This is a genomic window from Rhodococcus sp. WWJCD1 (assembly GCF_002258735.1).
Classification (GTDB): Bacteria; Actinomycetota; Actinomycetes; order Mycobacteriales; family Mycobacteriaceae; genus Rhodococcoides.
The window spans coordinates 354,388-375,793 of sequence record NZ_NOXY01000005.1; the positions used below are offsets into that span (position 1 = coordinate 354,388).

Annotated in this window: 17 protein-coding genes; 3 read left to right on the plus strand and 14 right to left on the minus strand. The window is 65.6% G+C overall.

Annotated features, from left to right (window positions below; all coding sequences use genetic code 11):
• Positions 1-78 precede the first annotated feature (78 nt).
• The gene (locus tag CH286_RS03460) at positions 79-1,464 is read left to right on the plus strand and encodes a DEAD/DEAH box helicase (protein ID WP_094608333.1); all 1,386 of its coding nucleotides are present in this window, start codon (positions 79-81) and stop codon (positions 1,462-1,464) included.
• A 43-nt stretch (positions 1,465-1,507) separates the two neighbouring features.
• On the opposite strand, the gene CH286_RS03465 is transcribed toward CH286_RS03460, so the two are convergent.
• The gene (locus tag CH286_RS03465; protein WP_094608394.1) at positions 1,508-2,788 is read right to left on the minus strand and encodes an MFS transporter; all 1,281 of its coding nucleotides are present in this window, start codon (positions 2,786-2,788) and stop codon (positions 1,508-1,510) included.
• Positions 2,789-2,812: 24 nt separating this feature from the next.
• Here CH286_RS03465 and CH286_RS03470 point away from each other — a divergent pair, with 24 nt between their 5' ends.
• Positions 2,813-4,846, plus strand: a complete 2,034-nt coding sequence (locus tag CH286_RS03470; protein ID WP_176458120.1) for an ABC transporter ATP-binding protein — start codon at positions 2,813-2,815, stop codon at positions 4,844-4,846.
• The gene (locus CH286_RS03475; protein WP_094608334.1) at positions 4,843-5,580 is read left to right on the plus strand and encodes an energy-coupling factor transporter transmembrane component T family protein; all 738 of its coding nucleotides are present in this window, start codon (positions 4,843-4,845) and stop codon (positions 5,578-5,580) included. Before CH286_RS03470 ends, CH286_RS03475 begins: the two co-directional genes overlap by 4 nt.
• Before the next feature lie 3 nt (positions 5,581-5,583).
• On the opposite strand, the gene CH286_RS03480 is transcribed toward CH286_RS03475, so the two are convergent.
• The 13 genes from CH286_RS03480 to CH286_RS03540 all read right to left on the minus strand — a co-directional run bounded on the left by CH286_RS03480 (position 5,584) and on the right by CH286_RS03540 (position 21,400).
• Positions 5,584-7,191, minus strand: a complete 1,608-nt coding sequence (locus CH286_RS03480; RefSeq protein WP_255182554.1) for a VWA domain-containing protein — start codon at positions 7,189-7,191, stop codon at positions 5,584-5,586.
• Positions 7,192-7,340: 149 nt separating this feature from the next.
• Positions 7,341-8,972, minus strand: a complete 1,632-nt coding sequence (locus CH286_RS03485) for a substrate-binding domain-containing protein (protein WP_176458121.1) — start codon at positions 8,970-8,972, stop codon at positions 7,341-7,343.
• A gap of 72 nt (positions 8,973-9,044) precedes the next feature.
• Positions 9,045-9,476 carry a type II toxin-antitoxin system Rv0910 family toxin gene (locus tag CH286_RS03490; RefSeq protein ID WP_032377358.1) on the minus strand — a complete coding sequence of 144 codons (432 nt, stop codon included), beginning with the start codon at positions 9,474-9,476 and terminating at the stop codon, positions 9,045-9,047.
• Positions 9,477-9,559: 83 nt separating this feature from the next.
• Positions 9,560-11,191, minus strand: a complete 1,632-nt coding sequence (locus CH286_RS03495) for a solute symporter family protein (protein ID WP_032404359.1) — start codon at positions 11,189-11,191, stop codon at positions 9,560-9,562.
• Positions 11,188-11,487 carry a DUF485 domain-containing protein gene (locus CH286_RS03500; protein ID WP_032404916.1) on the minus strand — a complete coding sequence of 100 codons (300 nt, stop codon included), beginning with the start codon at positions 11,485-11,487 and terminating at the stop codon, positions 11,188-11,190. The genes CH286_RS03495 and CH286_RS03500 overlap by 4 nt, the downstream gene beginning before the upstream one ends.
• A gap of 264 nt (positions 11,488-11,751) precedes the next feature.
• Complete coding sequence (locus CH286_RS03505; protein ID WP_094608336.1) at positions 11,752-13,494, minus strand: sodium/solute symporter; 1,743 nt, start codon at positions 13,492-13,494, stop codon at positions 11,752-11,754.
• 6 nt (positions 13,495-13,500) lie between these two features.
• Positions 13,501-13,806 carry a hypothetical protein gene (locus CH286_RS03510; RefSeq protein WP_230592612.1) on the minus strand — a complete coding sequence of 102 codons (306 nt, stop codon included), beginning with the start codon at positions 13,804-13,806 and terminating at the stop codon, positions 13,501-13,503.
• A 67-nt stretch (positions 13,807-13,873) separates the two neighbouring features.
• Positions 13,874-14,674: a LytR/AlgR family response regulator transcription factor gene (locus CH286_RS03515; protein ID WP_037155058.1), complete on the minus strand. Its 801-nt coding sequence runs from the start codon at positions 14,672-14,674 to the stop codon at positions 13,874-13,876.
• A complete protein-coding gene (locus CH286_RS03520) occupies positions 14,671-15,843 on the minus strand; it encodes a sensor histidine kinase (protein ID WP_037156002.1) in 1,173 nt (390 codons plus the stop codon). The genes CH286_RS03515 and CH286_RS03520 overlap by 4 nt, the downstream gene beginning before the upstream one ends.
• Positions 15,840-17,021, minus strand: coding sequence for a lipase family protein (locus CH286_RS03525; protein ID WP_094608337.1), 1,182 nt, complete (start codon positions 17,019-17,021; stop codon positions 15,840-15,842). The genes CH286_RS03520 and CH286_RS03525 overlap by 4 nt, the downstream gene beginning before the upstream one ends.
• Positions 17,022-17,049: 28 nt before the next feature.
• Positions 17,050-18,678, minus strand: a complete 1,629-nt coding sequence (locus CH286_RS03530) for a Na+/H+ antiporter (protein ID WP_094608338.1) — start codon at positions 18,676-18,678, stop codon at positions 17,050-17,052.
• A gap of 78 nt (positions 18,679-18,756) precedes the next feature.
• A complete protein-coding gene (locus CH286_RS03535) occupies positions 18,757-18,945 on the minus strand; it encodes an antitoxin (RefSeq protein ID WP_032377365.1) in 189 nt (62 codons plus the stop codon).
• A 40-nt stretch (positions 18,946-18,985) separates the two neighbouring features.
• Positions 18,986-21,400 (minus strand): HAD-IC family P-type ATPase, encoded by a 2,415-nt coding sequence (locus CH286_RS03540; RefSeq protein ID WP_094608339.1) that lies wholly within the window; start codon positions 21,398-21,400, stop codon positions 18,986-18,988.
• Between the last annotated feature and the right edge of the window lie 6 nt (positions 21,401-21,406).

Genomic DNA, 21,406 nt, shown 5'->3' on the forward strand with positions numbered 1-21,406 from the left:
CCGGCAGTCTCGCCACCTTGCATCTCGGCCCAAGGCCCGCAGGTGCAACACCCTGCCCGAAAGGCACTTTTCATCACTATGACGACCCCACAAACTTTTGCTGCGCTCGGCGTACCCCAGGCCATCGCGGATGTACTCGCGAGCCAGGGCAAGACCGAGGCGTTCCCAATCCAGGCCGACACGCTCCCCGACACTCTGCAGGGACGCGACGTACTCGGACGCGGAAAGACCGGCAGCGGAAAGACACTCGCATTCGCCATCCCGATGGTCGCTCGTCTCGCCGGACAGCTTCCCGGCAACCGCAAGCCCGGCCGCCCGCGTGGCCTGATTCTTGCGCCGACGCGTGAGCTCGCCACCCAGATCGCCGTCGCGATCGAGCCCCTCGCCTCCGCATACTCGCTGAAGGTCACCACGATCTTCGGTGGTGTGTCGCAGGTTCGCCAGGTCTCCGCGCTCAAGGGTGGAGTCGACATTGTCGTCGCCTGCCCCGGCCGCCTCGAAGACCTGATGAAGCAGCGCCACCTCACGCTCGACGGCGTTCAGATCACCGTCCTCGACGAGGCCGACCACATGGCCGATCTGGGCTTCCTGCCCGTCGTCACCCGCATCCTCGCCGCCACCCCGGACAAGGGCCAGCGCATGCTGTTCTCGGCGACCCTGGACAACGGCGTCGACAAGCTGGTCAAGCGCTTCCTGCACAACCAGATCACGCACTCCGTCGACGAGGCCACCTCACACGTCGAGGCCATGACCCACAGCGTCTTCGAGGTCGACGGCGTCGAAGCCAAGAAGAAGCTCGTCCATCATCTTGCCTCGGGTACCGGACGCCGCATCCTGTTCATGCGCACCAAGCACCAGGCCCGCAAGCTGGCCAAGCAGCTCACCGACGCCGGAATCCCGTCCGTCGACCTGCACGGCAACCTCTCGCAGGCCGCACGCGACCGCAACCTCGCAGCCTTCTCCTCCGGCCAGGCCCGCGTTCTCGTCGCCACCGACGTCGCAGCCCGCGGCGTCCACGTCGACGACGTTCAGCTGGTCGTCCACGTCGATCCCCCGGCCGAGCACAAGGCGTACCTGCACCGCTCCGGCCGCACGGCACGCGCCGGAAGCGCCGGCGACGTCGTGACCGTCGTCCTGCCAGAGCAGCGCAAGGACACCGCAGTGTTGCTGCGCAAGGCCGACATCAAGGTCACCCCGATCCGCGTCACCGCCGACTCGCCCGCAGTGGCGAACCTCGTCGGCGAGCAGGCCCGCTACGTCGAGCCTGCACCGCGAGTCGAGCAGGCCCCGGCCCGCACCGGAGCCCCGCGCAACAACAACGCGCGACGCGGCGGCCCGGCCCGTTCGGGTGGTCAGCCGCGCAGTGGTGGACAGCCCCGTAGCGGTGGCGGTCAGCCGCGTAGCGGTGGCGGCGGCCACAGCCGTCGTGCAGCAGGACCGGCCACGAGCCAGCGCAGCCGCTGATCTGAGCACGTAAGAATCCCAGCCTGAGCGCGGAAAGCCCCTTTTACGAGGGCTTTCCGCGCTTTCCTGTTCTCACGCTCACCACGGCAGCAACCGCACAGAGGACGGCCGCACCGAACCACGCCATCGTGTAGGCGCCGGTGGCGTCCCGCACGACGCCTGCGACGACCGATGCGATACCGGCACCGATCTGATGTGAGGCGAACACCCAGCCGAACACCAGTGAGCCTCGATCGCCGAAGACCTCTCGACACAGCGCAATCGTGGGCGGAACCGTTGCCACCCAATCCAATCCGTAGATCACCACGAAGATCACGATCGACGGCTGAATGGTCGCGGACAGCAACCACGGCAGAAACAGCAGCGATACACCACGAAATCCGTAGTACGCCGCCAGTAGGTAACGCGGGTCGACGCGGTCGGTGAGCCACCCCGATCCGATCGTCCCGACGAGGTCGAAGATTCCCACCACCGCCAGCAGTCCCGCTGCGGTGGTTTCGTGCATTCCATGGTCGTGTGCGGATGGGATGAAGTGAGTTCCGATGAGCCCGTTCGTCGTCGCGCCACAGATCGCGAAGCCCAGAACCAGAGCCCAGAACGTACGAACGCGGCTCGCATCACGCAACGCCTGTATCGCGGCCCTGGCAGGGTTCACTGTCGAGTCCGCAACCACCGCCGTGTAGCCCTCCGGCGCTCCGTACGGTGTCACTCCGATGTCCGCGGGCATGTTTCGCAGCCACCGCAGCACGAAAGGGACCACGATCAGCGAGCCACCCGCGATGAGGAACGACGCGGCCCGCCAACCGGACCTGTCGACGAGTTGCGCGATCACGGGCAGGAAGATCAGCTGCCCCGTCGCGCTGCCTGCCGTCAAGATGCCCGACACCAAGCCACGACGCCGCACGAACCACCGATTGGTCACCACCGCCGCAAAGACCAGAGCCATCGATCCGGTGCCGAGACCGATCAAGACGCCCCAGGTCAACACCAACTGCCACGCCTGGGTGACGAAGACACTGAGAGCACTGCCTGCCGCAACGATCGTCAACGCAACCGACGTCACCGCCCGGATTCCGAAGCGGTCCATCAAGGCTGCGGCGAACGGAGCCGTCAGGCCGAAGAGCACAAGATTGACGCCCACCGCCAGCGACAGCATCGACCGCGGCCAACCGAGCTCCTCCTGCAACGGCACCATCAACACGCTCGGTGCCGCACGGAAGCCCGCTGCACCGACAAGGGCGAGGAATGCCACGGCCGCGACGATCCACGCCGGATGAATCCGCCTGCGGGTCCCGATCTCGGAAGTCACCCAGACAGTGTGCATCAGCTGAGCTGGCACACTGGAGCGGTGACCGTCAGTTCTCCTCGCACTCCGAAGTCAGGGCCCCTCGGTCCTCAGGAATTGGCAACCGCCGCGGTCATGAGCAGCTTCACTGTCGCGTTGACGGTGATCGGTGTGCTCGTGCCCATGGCAACGATTCTTCAGGTCGTCGCGGCCATTCCCATGTCGGTGGTCGCGCTTCGGTATCGGACGCGCGCGCTTCTCACCGCTGCGGTAGCAGGCACCCTCGTCGGATTCGTCGCCGCCGGTACTCAGACGGCCCTCACCGTGGCCAGCGCCGCGCTGTTGGGCGGCCTGGTCGGGCGGGCGAAGCGCAAGAAGCAAGGACTGTTCGGCGTACTGGTCACCTCGATGGTCGTCGGGCCTGCGCTCGGGGCCCTGACGGTGTTGCTGCTCCTGATCCTCGTTCCGCTACGCACGTTGTTCCTCGACACCCTCCGCAACACCCTGGAGGGAGTGTCCAGGTTGCTCGAGCGCACGTCGGCCTTGCAAGGTGCCGCCGATGTGCTCCGCAGCAGCGCCACCGCGGTACTCGACAACTGGTGGTGGTGGGTCGGCGGTTCGATCGCGTTCGGGATCGTCACCGGAACGCTGTTCGCCTGGCTGATCCTCACCGCCATCCTCGACCGTCTCTCCACCATCCCCACTCCCGAGGCACTGGTCTCGAGCACGGACGACGAGGAGATCGGACCACTGCCGGTCACCCTCACCTCGGTCGGATATCGGTACCCGGGAAGTGCCACGCCTGCGTTGACCGGAGTCGAACTCCACATCGGACAGGGTGAATTCGTCGCGATCGTCGGCCACAACGGCTCCGGCAAATCGACACTGACGAGGATCCTCGCCGGCCTGGAACCGTCTGAAGGCACCGTGAACAGGCCCGGCGCAACCGGACTCGGTCGGTACGGTGGCACCGCAATGGTTCTGCAGCGACCCGAGAGCCAGATCCTGGGCACTCGCGTCGCCGACGACGTGGTGTGGGGACTGCCGCCCGGCGACTCCCGTCCCGACGTCGACGCCCTGCTCGACGAGGTGGGTCTCGGCGGCATGGGTGCCCGCGACACCGCATCCCTGTCCGGCGGCGAGATGCAGCGACTGGCCGTGGCCGCCGCCCTGGCCCGCCGTCCCGCCCTGCTCATCGCGGATGAGGCAACCGCCATGATCGACGCTGCCGGCCGCGAGCATCTGGTCTCGCTCCTTGCCGAACTACCTCGCAGACACGGCATGTCGGTCGTGCTCGTCACCCACCATGTCTCCGAAACCGTTGCCGCAGATCGCGTCGTGCACCTGCACGAGGGGTATCAGGTACAGCACGACTCGGGGTGGATGCAACCGAATACTGCAAATTCTGCTGTACTGCACGACAATTCGAGCCAGCGTCTGCTCGAAGTAGCCGACGTTCGACACACCTACAACCGTCGAACTCCCTGGGCGCAGGGCGCACTGAACGGGATCGACATCACCGTCAAGCGTGGTGAAGGAGTTCTCGTTCTCGGCGGAAACGGCTCGGGTAAGTCCACTCTCGCCTGGATCATGGCCGGACTCACCGGCCCGACGAAAGGCACCGCGCAGCTCGACGGCAAGGCCATGACCACCCGGGTGGGCGACGTCGGACTGGCATTTCAGCATTCCCGCCTGCAGTTGCAACGTCGCACCGTCTCCGAGGACATCGCCGCGGCAGCCGGGCCCGAAACCGGTTCTGCCACAGTCTCGGCCGCCATGGATGCGGTCGGCCTCGACAGGTCTCTCGCTGCCCGCGAGATCGATTCGCTCAGCGGTGGTCAGATGCGACGCGTCGTGCTGGCCGGGCTCATTGCGCGTCGGCCTCGCGTGCTGGTTCTCGACGAGCCTCTGGCCGGCCTCGATCCACCCGGCCGCGACGACATCATCGGCGTTCTCGCCGGACTACGTGAACGCGGCGTCGGGATCGTCGTCATCTCACACGATGTGGACGGCATGGACACCGTCTGCAGCCGCACCATCACGATGTCCGACGGCCACATCGTCTCCGACTCGATCCTGGGGAGTGTGTCCTCGTGACCACCGTCGTACTGCGTCAGGTCCCCCGGCTCTCGCCGATCCATCGGCTGTGGGCCGGCACCAAACTCGTCGTCGTCCTGCTCCTCAGCGTCACTCTCGTGGTGGCACCGACCTGGCCCGCGCTCGGAATCGTGTTCGGACTGTTGGTGATCGCCGCGATCATTGCGCACGTTCCGATCACGGCGCTGCCGCGTCCACCGTGGTGGATCTGGGCATTGTTCGGCGTCGGAGCCTTGATCAATCTGCCGATCGGCAGCGCAGCAGTGCTGGTGTACCTGCGTGCGACGCTCTTCGTCTTCGTGTTGCTCGGTGCCTCGATGATGATCGGCTGGACCACCTCGATGAGTGACGTGGCCCCGGCCGTATCGAAACTCGGCGCACCGCTGAAGAAGCTGAAACTGCCGGTCGACGAGTGGGCGATCGCCGTGGCGTTGAGCCTGCGATCGCTTCCGCTGTTGATCGAAGAGATGCGAACCCTCAACGCGGCCCGACGCCTTCGCCCCAAGCCCGTTGTGAACAGCGCCTCGGACAATTCGCTGGTCGACATCGTCACGACGGTCATGTCGGTGGCCATCCGGCGGGCCGACGAGATGGGTACGGCCATCACCGCTCGCGGCGGTACCGGGATGATCACCGCCACCGACTCTCGATTCAAGGCCTCGGACGCGCTGACGCTGGCCGTGGTGACGGTGGCCTGCGCCGCAGCGATCGCCATCAGCTTCCTGGTGGGGTGAAGGCTATTCGCCCGCGAGGCGCTCGGTGCGAGAGTTCAAAGCCTTCACGAACACATCGGGGATGTCTCGCGGATCCTCGGCGATGTAGCTCGTTCCACCCGTGACCGCTGAAATCTGTTGCAGCGCAACGGGGTCTGCATCACTGGTGACGCCGACGGTAACGATGACGATGGGCCGAACGGGATCTTGTTCCTTCTGCAGCGCTGCCAGCAGCTGATCCAGCGAAATGCTGCCGTCGTCTTCGTTGGCTCCGTCGGTCAGGATGATGACGCTGTTGACGTAGTTCGGGTCGTAGCCCTCCTTGACCCGGCGGAATGCGGCCAGAGTGGTGTCGTACAGCCCGGTTCCGCCTCCGACCAGAGCAGGTAGACCACGAATGGAGTCGAGGATCGCCTGGCGCTGCGGCTTACCGTCGACCGTGTTGCTCACCGGACCGAGCGGCACCAGTTCTCGATAATCCTGTTTCCCACCACCGAGTCCGATCGAGAAAGCCCACAGACCCATCTGGGTCTGGTCACTGAACAGGTCGTTGGCACCGACCGATGCATCGACAGTCAACGCGATACGAGTCGAGTCACCCGATTTCGCGGCCATCGAACCGGATACGTCCTCGACGACGAGGGTGCGCAACGGCAGCGCGAGTACGGCCCAATCTCGCAGTGTCGTCTCGATGGACAGGGGGTTCTTGATCTCCAGCGAGGCAACGGATCCGACACCCTTGCCGTCGGGCAGCGGGGTGCCGCTCGCGGTACGGAAGCCGGCCGCGACAAGCGTGTCGGTGGCCGACTGGGTGGCCAGGACCGAGGCCAATGCCGCTCCGGCTTCCTTGACACGGTCGTAGTCGGGCCCGGCCGGAGCGGTCACCGCCAACGGATAGTTGAGGAAGTAGCTGCCGGTCGGCGGAACCGACTCGGTGAGCTCCGCGCCCGGGTTGTCCGCCTCGTAGGCGAGCAACGCCTGTTCGGTTGCCACGCTGGTGCCGCCCTCGGCGGCCACCTGGGCCACCAGATCCGGGGTGTCGTGGGGAGCGTCGGCAATCCGTCCGAAGTCCTGCGCCATGGGTACCAACGCTGCGGATACGGCCTTGGCATCCGAGATCGCGACCTCGGATTCGGCAAGCGCGCCGAGAATGGCTGCGTTCGACGCACTGCTGGTGAGGGGGTCTCCGATGCGCTGCCCGGGAAGTTGCAACACGCTGAGCCAGGTATCGGTGACCGGCACCGCATCGGATTTCGAGACCAGAACGGGAAGCGTGTTCGCGACGGACGTCTTGGCCAGCTCGGGCAGAGCACCGGTCGAGCGCAGGGTCTTGAGCAGCCACAGCGTCGAATCCGGGATCCACAGGTCGGGGCGATTCTCGGTGCCCGCGATCTCCGTCGCAGTATCGGTGGGACGCTCGGAGCGGACATCGAAGTTCACGCACCCACGATCGAACTCGCCGGCCCGAGAGACGATCTGCTGCACCGGCTCGGCGATGGAGGCGTCCACCGCGAGCGAGACGGTGTCGAGGGAATCGCAGGAATCCGCACCGGATGCACGGACGGCCCGGACGCCGAACCAGCCGCCCGCCGCGACCACTACTACCGCGAGCGCCGCTGCGCCCCAGGTCACGACAGGACTGAACCTACGACTGCTGCCGCTGTGACGTCCCGACATCGACTTCGCCCCCTACTTCGACCCCCGACACGCCTCTGCGCCACGGTTACTCCGCACTACCCCAGGTGACGGAGAGCACGCGGCGCACATCATAGCCGCTCCCGTCACCGACCGGAACGGCTCCTCAGCGCATTCACGAAGACATTCGGGATTTCGGCCGGATTTCGAGCAACAAAGCTCGAACCACCGGTCGCAGCCGAAATTTGCTGCAGCACACCGGCATCGGCGTCGTCGGTGATGCCGATGGTGACGATGACGACTGGCTTGGACGGGTCCTGCTCGGCGCGTAGGGTCGACAACAGCTCGTCGAGCGAGATGCTGTCGGGATCCTCGTTGGTGCCGTCGGTGAGGATGATGACACTGTTCACGGCATCGGGGTCGTACCCCTCCTGCACGGTGCGGAACGCAGCCAATGTGGTGTCGTAGAGGCCGGTACCGCCCCCGACCAGCGACGGAAGGGTTCGAGTTTGCTGCAGCAGCACCTCGCGCTGAGTGGTGTTGCCTACCTTCTCGTCCATGCGCCGGATCGGTGCCAGCTCTTTGTAATCCTGGCTGCCGCCACCGAGTCCGATCGAAAATGCCCACAAGCCCATCGACGCGTTGTCGGGGAACAGGCGATTGCCGGTCTCGCTGGCTTGCACCGTCATGGCGATGCGCGTGTTCGCACCGGCGCTGTAGTTCATCGATCCGGAGACGTCTTCCATCACCAGTGCCCGCGAGGGAAGCGCCAGCACCTGATACTGCTTCAGCGTCGACTCGGCGGCCTGCTGATCGGCAATCGTCAGGGGCGTCACCTCCCCGATCCCCCGATCGGAACCCAACACTGCATTGTCCGCGGAGCGGAAACCGGCCTCGGACAACGCCTGTTGGCCCTGCTCGGATTCGATGGCCGCCGCCAAAGCCGTCCCGACGGACTTCGCGGCCTCGTGTCGGTCGCCTGCAGGCTCGGTCACGGCCAACGGAAAGTTCAGGAAGATGCTGCCCGTCGGCGGTACCGTCGCGCCGAGATCGTTGTCGTTGTCGGTCTGGTACTGCAGGAAGGTCTGCTCCGAGACCACGGCAACTCCGCCGTCGGCGACCACGTCGTCCAGACGAGCATTCGGATCGGCCTCACCGCGGGTGGCAGCCTGAGCCTGTGCGATGGGAACGAGCGCCGCCGAGACCGAGTCGAGGGCCTTCTCGTCCGATCCGGCCTCGGCCACCGCGCCGAGGATCGCCGCGTCGGACATGGTGTTGGTCAACGGGTTTCCGATACGCAGACCTTCGAGTTTCAGGGCAGTGAGCCACGTGTCGAAGAACGGCACCTCGTCCTTGCGGGCAGCGAGCACAGCGGGGGTACTGGCCACCGACTGACTCGCGAGGTCGATCAGCGATGCGGTGGACCGGACGGTCTTGCCGACCCACAGTGACGAATCCGGAATCCAGAGAGAGGGAACATCGGCACCCTTGGCCACCGCGGCCGAGACCTGACCCGATTCGCTCGCGGTCACGTCGATCCGAGCGCAATCCAGTTCCTCTGCGGACGTGCCGTCGACGATCTTCTGCAGCACCGGCGCGATCGCGGGATCCGCGGCCAGCGAGTAGGACGCGGGGTCGCCGCATTCGGAACCGAAGGCCTTCTGTGCAACGACCACGCCGCCTGCGACCACGACGAGGAGCGCGACGGCAATGACGCCGTACTTCACCACTCCTCTACTGCTCGTCGTGGACGACGAAGCACTGTGCCTACCGGGCATGACATGACCTCTCCGTAGCGAGCGAGAGGGAGAAGTTCGTCCGCCCCGCCGTTCGGTTCGCCAGATACTACGTCAGGCGTAGATCTTGACGAACGTCTTCAACGAGTTCTCGATGTCGCCCTTGAGTGCACGGGCCACGCCGGAACCGATCGGACCGAACAGCGGTGCACCGCCCAGGTTGATGTCGATGGTGATCTCGGAACCGTCGCCCTTGGATTTCACGGACATGTTCAATCCGATTTTGACTCCGCCCTTGCCGTTGCCCTTGAGCTCGAGCTTCTTGGGCGGATCGTAGGACTCGATCTTCCAGGACACCCGGTTGCGCATACCTTTCACGCTGGCGATGGAGTCCAGAGTGGTGCCGACGGCCAGCTGCTCGGGCAGCTCCCCCCGCCACGCTTCGTGGATGGAGAGCCATTGCTCGTATCCGGACAGATCGGACGCGTGCTCCCACGTCTGCTCAGGGGTCAGTGGGACGTCGAGGGAAACCTTCAGCTTGGCCACAGCAGGGATGGTAACCGCTGAACGAGAAGTGCCCGTGTGAGGCCTTGCTCACACGGGCACTTCTCGACGCGTCTACAGGTGTACTAGTGCGCGCTGGCCTTCTCCGCACCGATGCCGGTGAGGGAGCGAACCTCCATTTCGGCCTGCTTGTCGGTGTTCTCGGTGTCCTTCGAGATCAGAGTTCCGACGATGCCGAGGATGAATGCCAGCGGGATCGACACGATGCCCGGGTTGGAGAGCGGGAACCAGGCGAAGTCCGAGCCGGGAATCATCGACGTCGGCGATCCGGAGACGGCCGGGGAGAAGACGATCAGCACGATCGTCGAGATCAGGCCTCCGTACATGCTGAACAGTGCGCCGGTGGTGGTGAAGCGACGCCAGAACAGCGAGTACAGGATGGTCGGCAGGTTCGCGGCCGCCGCGACGGCGAACGCGAGTGCCACCAGGAAGGCGATGTTCTGCCCGTTGGCGAGGATGCCGAGGCCGATGGCCAGGATGCCGATGACGACGGCCGTGATGCGCGAGACCTTGACCTGCTTGGCGTCGTCGACCTTGCCCTTCTTGATGACGCTCGCATAGATGTCGTGAGCGAACGACGCCGACGCGGTGATGGTCAAACCGGCGACCACGGCGAGGATGGTCGCGAAGGCGACCGCCGAGATGACGCCGAGCAGAATGACGCCGCCGAGCTCGAAGGCCAACAGCGGAGCCGCGGAGTTCTGACCGCCGGCCGAGGCCAGGATGCGGTCTGGTCCGACGATCGCTGCGGCACCGTAGCCGAGCACCAGGGTGAACAGGTAGAACGCACCGATGAGCGCGATGGCCCACACGACGCTGCGACGAGCTTCCTTGGCGGTGGGCACCGTGTAGAAGCGCATCAGCACGTGCGGCAGACCCGCAGTGCCGAGCACGAGTGCGATGCCGAGCGAGAGGAAGTTGATCTTGGAGGTGGCACTGCCGCCGTACTGGGCGCCGGGCTCGATGACATCGCGCGCTGCGACGGCGTCGCTTGCCGACGAGGACACCATGGCCTGTGCGCTACCGAGCAGCTCGGAGAAGTTCAGGCCGAACTTGGCGAGCACGAGGACCGTCATGAATGCGGCACCGGCAATGAGCAGAACGGCCTTGATGATCTGCACCCAGGTGGTGCCCTTCATGCCGCCGATGAGCACGTACGCGATCATCAGCACACCGACGATGGCGATGACGATGGACTGCCCGGTGCGGTCGGAGATGTCGAGCAGCAATGCGACGAGTCCGCCTGCTCCTGCCATCTGTGCGAGCAGGTAGAACAGCGAGACGGTCAAGGTGGACAACGCGGCCGCGGTGCGAACCGGGCCTTGCTTGAGCCGGAAGCTCAGCACGTCCGCCATGGTGAATTTGCCGGTGTTCCTCAGCAACTCGGCGACCAGGAGCAGGGCCACGAGCCAGGCGACGAGGAAGCCGATGGAATACAGGAAGCCGTCGTAGCCGTAGACGGCGATGGCACCGGCGATACCGAGAAAGCTTGCCGCCGAGAGGTAGTCGCCGGCGATGGCGACGCCGTTCTGAGGCCCGGAGAACCCGCCACCTGCGGTGAAGAACTCTGCAGAGGTCGCGTTCTTCTTCGATGCGCGAATGACGACGGCCATCGTGATGAGGACGAACGCGCCGAAGATCGCGATGTTGACGAGTGGCTCGCCGACGGTGGTGCTTGCTGCTTGCGCGAGATTCATCGCTTCGCTCCCTGGGAGGCTTCCATCTCGGCGCGCAGGGCTGCGGCGCGAGGATCGAGTTCACGGTTGGCGAACTTCACGTAGATGCCGGTGATGGCGAACGTGGTGACGAACTGGCCGAGGCCGAGCAGCAGACCGACGTTGATGTTGCCCCACACCTTGGTCGACATGAAGTCGACGGCGTAGGTGCTCAGCAGCACGTAGATGACGTACCAGACCAGGAAGAACCCGGCCATCGGGAACACGAAGCTACGCAGGCGGTGTCGGAGTTCCTGGAACTCGGGACTGGCTTGCATGTCGACGAACGCTTGCGCGTCCGGTGGCGAATTGGTTTCCGGTGCGGTCACCTTGGACTCCTGAAGTAGATGTGAGCTCTAGCTGAGTCGGAACAGTAATGAGAGTCAGGTCACAAAATCAGGAGGTGGCATCGATCACACGGCGGGCTGCGGGAGTGTGCGACGAGCGGTCGAGAATGGCAGATGAGCGGCGGCGGCGGGAGTGGAGCCTGCGGAATGACCCAACGAGTGGAGTGGAGCCTGCGGAACGACCCGAAGACGCAGTTACAGTTCGCGCTCTCGGTCTTTGCCCATGTCGAGGCCCTCGGGTAGGTGCAGACGGGCGAAGATGCGGGAGATGTCCGACGGCACCGTTTTTCGGGTGGCGAGGCTGACGACGATCATCGCGGCGAAGGCGACGGGAACGCTGACTGCGGCCGGGTAGCCGAGTATCGCTGCCGCCCAACCGCCGAGGACGCCTTCGGAGATGGGGGTGACGACGGAGATCGACGCGGCCACGAGTGAGATCCCACCGCCGAGGAACAGACCGGTCGCGGCTCCCGCTGCCGTGAGTCCGCGCCACCAGATGCCCAGCACCAGCAGGGGGCACAGGGTGGATGCGGCGACCGCGAACACGAGCCCGACGGTGCGTGAGAGGTCGAGTGAGACAACGCCGATCGACAGGGCGAGCGGTACAGCGCCGGCAAGTACCGAGGCGACGCGGAAGTCTCGCACCTTGCCCGAGAGCACATCGGTACTCAACACTCCGGCGATGCTGACCAACAGACCGGACGAGGTCGACAGGAACGCCGCGATGGCACCGGCGGCCACGAGAGCGGCGAGCAACTGCCCTGGAATTCCGGACAGCACGGAGCCGGGCAACAGCAGTACCGCGGCGTCCGATGCCCCGGTGATGAGCAGTTGCGGTACGTACAGGCGAGCGAAGACGCCGAGCACCGTCGGGAACAGGTAGAACATGCCGAGCAACGCCAGGACGGTCAACGAGGTGAGTCGCGCGGCTCGGCCGTCCGGGTTGGTGTAGAACCGCACCAGCACGTGCGGCAGTCCGAGGGTTCCGAGGAACGTGGCCAGAATCAGCGAATACACCTGATACAGCGGGTGCGCGCCGCCCAGTCCCCCGCCGGGCATCGCCCATGCCCTGTCGGTGGTCGGCGCTCCCGCCACCACAGGGACGGGCGAGCCTGCGTCCAACGTGAGCACAGTGCCCGATCCCAGTTCGTGTTCGCCTGCCTCGAGACGCACTCGGCCGTCGACGCTCTCGTCGTCGAGGGTGCCGGCCACGGATACGACGATCGGTGAATCCACCTGTACGAGAACATCGGTGGTGATGTCGACCACGGTCTGCTCGGACACGGTCGGTGGGGCCGGGCTGCCGACGCTGCGGTCGTCGGCGAAGAAGTACACGGCCAACACCAGTGCCGGGATCGCGATCGCGGTGAGCTTGAGCCAGTACTGGAACGCCTGCACGAAGGTGATCGAGCGCATTCCGCCGCCGACGACGTTGGCGATGACGATGAGCCCGACAGCCAGGGCCCCGACCCAACCCGGTACTCCGAGGAGGATGTTCAGGGTCAGGCCTGCGCCCTGGAACTGCGGCACCAGATACAGCGCGCAGATGACCACCACCACCAACATGGCCACGGTGCGCAACCATGGTGCACCGAGCCGGAACTCGACGAAATCCGGCACCGTGTACGCGCCACTCCGGCGCAGGGGCGCGGCGACGAACAGCAAAAGACCCAGGTAACCCGCGGTGAAGCCCACGGGATACCACAACGCATCGGCACCGTATTTGGCTATGAGACCGGCGACGCCGAGAAACGATGCAGCAGAAAGATATTCACCACTGATGGCCGCGGCATTCCACCGCGGCCCGACCGAACGCGAGGCCACCAGAAAGTCCGAGGTGGTGCGGGCCAACCGAACTCCGTAGACGCCGATGCCCACGGTGGCCGCGGCTGCCAGGAGCAGCGCGATCACCGTTGCGACGGGAATGGACTGGTTCACCGAAGCCTAGTCCTCGACCAGATCGACGAACTCCGTCTCGTTGCGCTCGGCCCGGCGCACGTACGCCCAGCCGACCCCGAACAGCAGCGGATAAATTGCCACCCCCAGCACCAACCACGGCAACCCGATACCCAGCAGGGCGACATCGGTGAAACGCTCGAGCAGCAAGCCGGACAACGGGATTGCGAACAGTATCGACAGCGTCATCACCGCCAACCGCACCGACAGCAGCAGTTGGGCACGAACGAGACTACGGACCAGGGCGTCGCCCACCTCGGTTTGCTCCTGCACTTCGACGCGGGTGCGCACCATCCGTGCACCGCGACGTTGCGAGAGTACGACGCGTTGCCGATGCGGCTGGCTCACCGCGCACCCCTGATCATCGCGACGACCACGATTGCAGCGGCCCGCGGACCAGTCTGTCCTTGAGCTCCCTGGCGTGCCTGCGGCTCACCGGCAACTCGCAGGCGGCCAGATCGCCACTGCCCCGCAAGCACACCACCAGACCCGAACCGACGCTGCGGATTCCCGTCACCAGCCGCAGCGAGACCAGATAGGAGCGGTGCACCCGCAGGAATCCCGCATCGGCCCAGCGACTTTCGAGTGCCGAGATCGGTATCCGCACAAGGTGCGAGCCGGTACCGGTATGCAATCTGGCGTAGTCACCGTCGGCCTCGACCCATGCGACCGAGGACCGGTGCACCAACGTGGTGGTTCCGCCGAGTTCGACCGGAATCACCTCGTCGGCGGAGGTGTCGGCGGCCTGCGCCGGTCGACGGCGGGCAACCAGGACGCGTCGAACGGCCTCGGCGAGCCGATCCTCGCGCAGTGGCTTGAGCAGATAGTCCACGGCACCCAGATCGTATGCGGCGAGTGCCCGATCGTCGTGGGCGGTGACGAACACGACGGCGGGTGGCCGCGCGAAGGCCGACAGGATGCCGGCCAGCTCGAGTCCGTCGAGGCCGGGCATGTTGATGTCGAGGAACACGGCATCGACAACCGGTTGCGCGGAGCTCTGCTGGAGCTGCCGGAGCGCGGTGGTCGCGTCCTGCGCGGTGAACACCTCGGAGACGGCGTCCTGCTCGCGTAGCAGGAAGGCGAGCTCGTCCAGCGCGGGGCGTTCGTCGTCCACCGCGAGCACGACCAATCCGCGCCCGCTCGAGGTTCCGGCCTGCGTCATGCCCGCACACCCGGCCTGAATTTCGGCACGCGCATGCTCACCTTGGTGCCTGCGCCCGGTGCGGTGTCCACGACGAGACCGTAGTCGTTTCCGAAGGCCGCCCGCAGCCGATCGTCCACGTTCGCCAATCCGACATGAGCCGCGTCCTCGGTGTGCAGGCTGCCCGACCGCAGCACCTCGGGGTCCATCCCCACGCCGTCGTCCTCGATGCTGATCACCGCATCGGTGCCCTCGTCGGCCGCGATGATCGTCACGCGGCCGCCGTCGGCCTTGCCCGACAGGCCGTGCCGGACGGCGTTCTCGACGAGCGGCTGCAGCGCGAGGAACGGCAGCGCAACCCCCAACACCTCGGGCGCGACCTGCAACGAGACCTGCAACGAATCACCGAAGCGAGCACGCTCGAGCGTCAGATACCGGTCGATGTTGCGAAGCTCGTCCGCGAGGACGGTGAATTCGCCGGCATTGCGGAACGAATATCGAGTGAAATCGGCGAACTCGAGCACCAGTTCGCGGGCCCGATCCGGATCGGTACGGACGAACGACGCGATGGTGCCCAGTGCGTTGTAGATGAAGTGCGGGCTGATCTGCGCTCGGAGCGCCCGCACCTCGGCGCGGTCCAACCGAGCCCTCGACGCATCGAGTTCGGCGAGCTCGATCTGCCCGCACGCGTAACGCGCGACCTCGGCGATGGCACCGAGCACGCCCGGCCCCGGCTCGTCGACCATGGCCGCACCCAACACCCCGACCACGGGCGAATCGTCGACTACCAGCGGCTGCGCCACCAGCGCCTTCACCGGGTGGATCGAACCGAGCGGAAGGCGCACCAGCACTCGCCGCTGCCCGTCCACGGCTCGCTTCGCCGCCTCCACGAACGCCGGTGTCAGCTCGTCCCACGGACCGTCCCAGGCCAGCAGGGAACCGTCGGGATCGCAGATACCGAGAGCGTCCGCCCCGGTCAGCACCCGCAGATGAGGTGCCGCAACCGATGCCGAGCGGGCGTCGAGACCGTCACGCAGGGGCTTGGCCGCCAGGGATGCGGTGTGCAGGGTGGAGTGCACGGCTCGTTCGGCCGGTGTGGTCAGATCGCGTCGACCACGCAGGCTGATGACTGCGATCACCGTGACGATCAGCGCCACGATCACCGCCAGCCAGGCCAGGGCAGCCGTCATCGCACGCACGTACCCGAAGTCGGTACGTTCAGGAATCGTTCGACGAGCCAGTCGACTCCGATGGCGTTGGCTGCCAGCTCGGCGTGGCCCTGTTGCGGTTCGGCCGTGAACTCGATGTCGTCGCCCATGCCGCAGGCCGTCGCAACGGCATCCCGAGTCCACTGCGGATCGATCAGATCGTCGCGCTCGCCGACCAGTACGAACAGCGGAACATCGGTGCGAGATGTCGGCAGCGCCACCGATTCGAGCCAGTCCGTCATCCGATCCGCTGCCTGCTCGGTGGCCGGAAGAGCATCGGCCGGGTCGATGACAGCTCCGGCGTCGGCCTTGGAGAAGCCGAGCAGATCGCTGCACGCCGTCAGTGCGGTCACGTTGTCGGCGAACGTGCCGCGGATGTAGTCCGAACGCTCGACGCTCGGATCCGCGACGTGCAGACCCTCGAACAGATACGGCACCAGCAGCTGGCGCGGCAAGGTCTGTTCGGTCTCGGGGGCGAGGATGCGAGTCAGATCGGCGGTGGGCGAGAGCGCCGCGGCACCCACCAACTGCAAGCCGTCGCCGTATTCTGAGTTGCGCTCGGCAGCTGCCCAGACCGCTTGCCCACCTTGGGAAGTGCCCACTGCACCCCACCGGGTACCGACGTCGGGCACCACGTTACGGGCCGCGCGCACCGCGTCGATGACGTCGTAGGCGGCGGCGTCTCGGTCGAGGTAAGCCGGATCCCCGGGTGTTCCGAGCCCCTGGTAGTCGGTCACCACCACCACGGTGCCGCGCTCGAGGAACGGCGTCACCAATCCGATGGTGCCCAACAGATTCGGGTAGAGCGAGGGTGCACATTCGTCGGTGACGCCGGTGGTGCCGTGCCCCACCGACACGATCGGCCAGCCGCCCGGAGGCGCAGAACCTTTGGGCACGAACACCGTTCCCGACGTCTCGGTACCCCCGCCGCTCACCCCGTCGGTGGTGCGGTAGACGATCTTGAAGGCCGTTCCACCGAGGTACGCGACGCCGATGTCGACCTGGCCCAGCTGCATCGACGACACGATCGCGCCGCGTTCGGAGCCCTCGGGCGCAGGAATCGCAGCCGGGACGGACGGTTGTGTCGGTGACGCCGGTGTGCTGCAGGCGGACAGAGCGAACGCGAGGGCCGCGGCCGCCACCAACCCGCTCGACCTCACTGTCTCTGCGCTCCTACATTGCGTTCGTCTACGTCGTGCGTCGTTGAATGCGGGCCTCGGCCGCAATCTCTTCCACGTCCAGACCATTCAACACTGCGCGCAGAGCTTCGTCGTCCAGCTCCCCCGAGTCACGGGCGGCGACCAGCGCCGCCCGCTGCGCGACCAGCACGTTGTGCCGCAGGGTATCGAACAGCGCTCCGGCCGCCGCGATTCGCTTCTCCCTGTCCTCGGTCTCGTCCGCGTCCAACCGTGCCCGCACCGAACGGCGTACGCGCGAGATCACCTCGGCTACCCGATCACTGTCGACGCCCGCGATTCCGTCCTTCGCAGCACGCTCGAGGTAGGTCTCGGCGGCGGTGCGGGCGATGGCCTGGGAGAGCAATCGCTGATTGTCGGTGCGTTGCTGCTCGAGTGGATCTGCGACGTCGAGTCGGCGGATCATCAGCGGAAGCGTCAGGCCCTGCAGCAGCAACGTTCCGACCGCGACGACGAACGCGACGGCCTGAATCACTGCGCGACCGGGGAATTCGTCGCCCGCCACCGTCGTCAACGGCACACCGGCTGCCGCGGCAAGCGTCACCACTCCGCGCATGCCTGCCCACGAGAGCACCAGGTTCTGCTGCCAGCTCAGACCGGTCTCGCGTGGTGCCTTTCGCCGAAACAGTCTGCGAAACAACATGTGTCGACCGGAATTGACGAAAATCCAGGCTGGGCGGACGGCCATGACCACCACGAGCACCACCAGCGCGTATCCGAAGACGTGATGGACCGGCAAACCCTCGCGTTGCACTTCCTGGAACACGAATTTCAGCTGTAAACCCATGTAGGCGAACACGAACGCCTCCAGGAGCAGATCCAGCGTCGGCCACACCTGGCGTTCCTGGACCCGAGTGGTGACCGAGACGTCTGCGGTGATGCGGCCCAACACGAAGCCGGCGGTGACAACGGCCAGGACACCGGAGGCATGAATTTCCTCCGCCGCCAGAAAGGCCGCGAACGGCAGCACGAGACCGAGCACTGTCTCGAGGGCCGAGTCGGCGATGCGCTTGCGGATGAACCGGACGATGCGCGACAGGACCAGCCCGACCAGAACGCCCCCGACGATCTCGTAGCCGAAGTACAACACCGGTGAACCCAGTTCGATGCGGCTCCCCGTCACCGACGCCACGGCCAGGGTGAACAGGGTCAGTGCGGCCGCGTCGTTCACCAAGCTCTCGCCGGTGAGGATGGCCATCATTCTCGCGGGGAGGCCGAGCTTGCGGCCGACGGCGATCGCAGACACCGCATCGGGCGGGGCCACGACGGCACCGAGCACCAGGGCCGCACCGAGCGTCAGTTCGGGGATCAGCAGATTCGCGAACCAGCCGACGGCGACCGTCGTCACGATCACCATGACCAGTCCGAGCCGAAGGATCTGGCCGAGGTTCCGTCGGAAGGTGACGAACGAGAAATCGAGCGCAGCCGAGTAGAGCAGCGGCGGAAGCACCACGCCGAGGATCAACTGAGGCGAGAGACTCACATGCGGAACGCCGGGAACGAACGACGCGATCGACCCGACGGTGACCAGAACGAGCGGGACCTGAAGGTCCAGACGCTTGGCGAAACCGGCAACGGCAATCGCGAAGATGACTACGAGAAGAAGAATCGGTCCGTCCACCGAGACGATTGTGCCGTCAGCCGCACACTATGGCGCGACCGACGGCCGCTATGACGAACTCCGGACGACCGGTACGTCCTACTTGTCCGGAATTGCCTTCTTGGCTGCTTCCTGAACCTTGTCGATCTTGTCGGAGTACTTGCCACCGGTCTTGTTGTCGATGAAGTCCCCCGCCTTCTCGACGACGTCGTCGATCTTGTCCGAGTTCTCGGCCGCAAGGTCCTTGCCCTTGTCGACGATGCCCTTCAAATTGTCTGCGAAGCCCATGACTGTCTCCTGTCGCTGGAATGATCGAACACCTGGAAGCTTACGTTTTGTACTGCGTGTTGCGTAGTGATGTTCGATTGCGCAGTGCCGATCCGAACCGGTGCGCGACCTCGACGAGCGCGATTCCGATGCCGCCGATGATCAATGCACTGGTGGTGGCTCCGATGTTGGACGGGTCGAGCTTGAAGAAGGTACGGCAGAACGGGATTGCGAACAACAGCAGGTAACCGCCGACCGATCCGGCGAGAAGCAGGATCTTCCACCAGTTGTAGGGCCGTGCGACGACGGCCAACACCCACAGCGCGATCATGATCAAGGTGATCAGCGCGGTCGTGCTGGCCTGCGTCACCTGAGCCTCGGTGGCGTTGGGGCCCGCGTACACCAGCAGGTAGGACACGAACGTGCACGAACCGACGATCAGCCCGGACGGGACGGCCAGCCGCATCACCCGCGAGACGAACCCGCTGCGCGCCCGCTCGTTGTTGGGCGCGAGCGAGAGCACGAACGCCGGAATGCCGATGGTGAACCACGCCGCGATCGTCACGTGTCGCGGCAGGAACGGATACGGAATCGGTTCGAAGTGGAAGATCTGCGAGAGCACACCCGAAAGCCCGATGAGAAACGCCAGCAGCACCGAGTACACGGTCTTGGTCAGGAACAGATTGGAGACTCGCTCGATGTTGCCGATGACACGTCGCCCCTCCCCCACGACGTAGGGCAGAGTGGCGAACTTGTTGTCCAACAACACGATCTGCGCGACGGCTCGCGTGGCCGCACTTCCCGAGCCCATCGAGACACCGATATCGGCGTCCTTGAGAGCCAGCACGTCGTTGACGCCGTCACCGGTCATGGCGACCGTGTGGCCGCGAGATTGCAACGCGCCCACCATCGCCCGCTTCTGATCGGGCCGGACGCGGCCGAACGTCGTGGAATTCGCGAGAGTGTCGGCCAGCTTCTCGGAGTCCTCGGGCAGCTCTCGCGCGTCGATCGGGGCGTCGCCGCCGGGTAGGCCGAGCGACCCGGCAACCGCACCGACCGAGACGGCATTGTCGCCGGAGATGACCTTCACCTCGACGTGCTGACTTGCGAAGTAGTCCAACGTCTCTCGGGCGTCCTCGCGCACCTTCTGCTCGAGAATCACCAGCGCGCGCGGGGAGACGACACCGGGCGCATCCGGGGCGTCGACCGGGATGTCACTGCTGGCGAGCAGCAATACCCGCAAGCCTTTGGAACCGGTGGATTCGGCCAGTCGAGCCGTCTCGGAGCCCGGGTCGAGCAACACGTCCGGGGCACCCAGCAGCCAGTTTCCGTGCTCTCCGTACGACAGGCCGCTCCACTTCTTGGCCGAGGAGAACGGGGCCACGGCGCTCTGCGTCCACCCCGGCGAGTCGGGGTACGCCTCGCCGACGGCCTGCACGCTCGCGTTGGGCCGCGGGTCGTCGTGCGCCAGAGATGCGAGAGCGGCTGTGGCGGAATCGGAATCGCTGTCGTCGATCAACACCAACTCGTGTAGCCGCATCCCGTTCTCGGTGAGCGTGCCGGTCTTGTCGGCGCACACCACGTCGACCCGGGCGAGCCCTTCGATCGCAGGCAGCTCTTGCACCAGGCATTGCCGTTGACCGAGCCGGATCACACCCACCGCGAACGCGATCGACGTCATCAGCACCAGGCCCTCGGGGACCATCGGAACGAGCGCTGCGACCATGCCGTTGAGGGCCGGCCTCAAAGCCTGCCCGCTGGAGAACAATTGGTTGTAGATGATGAGCGCGCCGGCCGGAATCATCAGGTACGTGATGAACTTCAAGATCTTGTCGATACCGCTACGCAGCTCGGACTTGACCAGGGTGAACTTGCTGGCCTCCTCGGCGAGCTTGGCCGCGTAGGCATCGCGCCCCACCTTCGTCGCGCGATACGCACCGCTGCCCGAGACCACGAAGCTGCCCGAAAGTACTTGCGCTGCCTGAAGTTTGTGCACCGTGTCGGCTTCACCGGTGAGCAACGACTCGTCGATCTCGAGGCTCGCGGTCTCGATCACCTCGCCGTCGACGACGATCTGATCACCGGGCCCCAGTTCGACGATGTCGCCGAGAACGACCTCGTCGGGCGGAATCTGTTGCGAGACACCGTCGCGTCGTACCTGCGGCTTGTTCTGACCGACGATCGCCAGCCGATCCAGCGTGCGCTTGGCGCGAATCTCCTGAATGATGCCGATGCCACTGTTCGCGACGATCAACAGCCCGAACATGCCATCGATCACCGAACCCGTCGAGAGCACGATGATCAACAGCACACCGAGAATTGCGTTGATGCGAGTGAATACGTTGCCGCGGACGATGTCGCGAACCGAACGAGAGGCGCGGGCCGGAACGTCGTTCGATTTTCCCTCGGACTTGAGCCTGGCGACTTCCGCCTCGGTCAGCCCGGCATCACGCTGCGCATCGGCGTCGATAGACATGCGTGC

What these genes read in the sequence shown, in the direction of transcription:
- CH286_RS03540 (WP_094608339.1), bottom strand. Translation starts at nt 21,400, where the DNA reads ATGTCTATCGACGCCGATGCGCAGCGTGATGCCGGGCTGACCGAGGCG.
- CH286_RS03535 (WP_032377365.1), bottom strand. Translation starts at nt 18,945, where the DNA reads ATGGGCTTCGCAGACAATTTGAAGGGCATCGTCGACAAGGGCAAGGAC.
- CH286_RS03500 (WP_032404916.1), bottom strand. Translation starts at nt 11,487, where the DNA reads ATGCAAGCCAGTCCCGAGTTCCAGGAACTCCGACACCGCCTGCGTAGC.
- CH286_RS03460 (WP_094608333.1), top strand. Translation starts at nt 79, where the DNA reads ATGACGACCCCACAAACTTTTGCTGCGCTCGGCGTACCCCAGGCCATC.
- CH286_RS03485 (WP_176458121.1), bottom strand. Translation starts at nt 8,972, where the DNA reads ATGCCCGGTAGGCACAGTGCTTCGTCGTCCACGACGAGCAGTAGAGGA.
- CH286_RS03520 (WP_037156002.1), bottom strand. Translation starts at nt 15,843, where the DNA reads ATGACGGCTGCCCTGGCCTGGCTGGCGGTGATCGTGGCGCTGATCGTC.
- CH286_RS03510 (WP_230592612.1), bottom strand. Translation starts at nt 13,806, where the DNA reads ATGGTGCGCACCCGCGTCGAAGTGCAGGAGCAAACCGAGGTGGGCGAC.
- CH286_RS03515 (WP_037155058.1), bottom strand. Translation starts at nt 14,674, where the DNA reads ATGACGCAGGCCGGAACCTCGAGCGGGCGCGGATTGGTCGTGCTCGCG.
- CH286_RS03495 (WP_032404359.1), bottom strand. Translation starts at nt 11,191, where the DNA reads ATGAATCTCGCGCAAGCAGCAAGCACCACCGTCGGCGAGCCACTCGTC.
- CH286_RS03465 (WP_094608394.1), bottom strand. Translation starts at nt 2,788, where the DNA reads ATGCACACTGTCTGGGTGACTTCCGAGATCGGGACCCGCAGGCGGATT.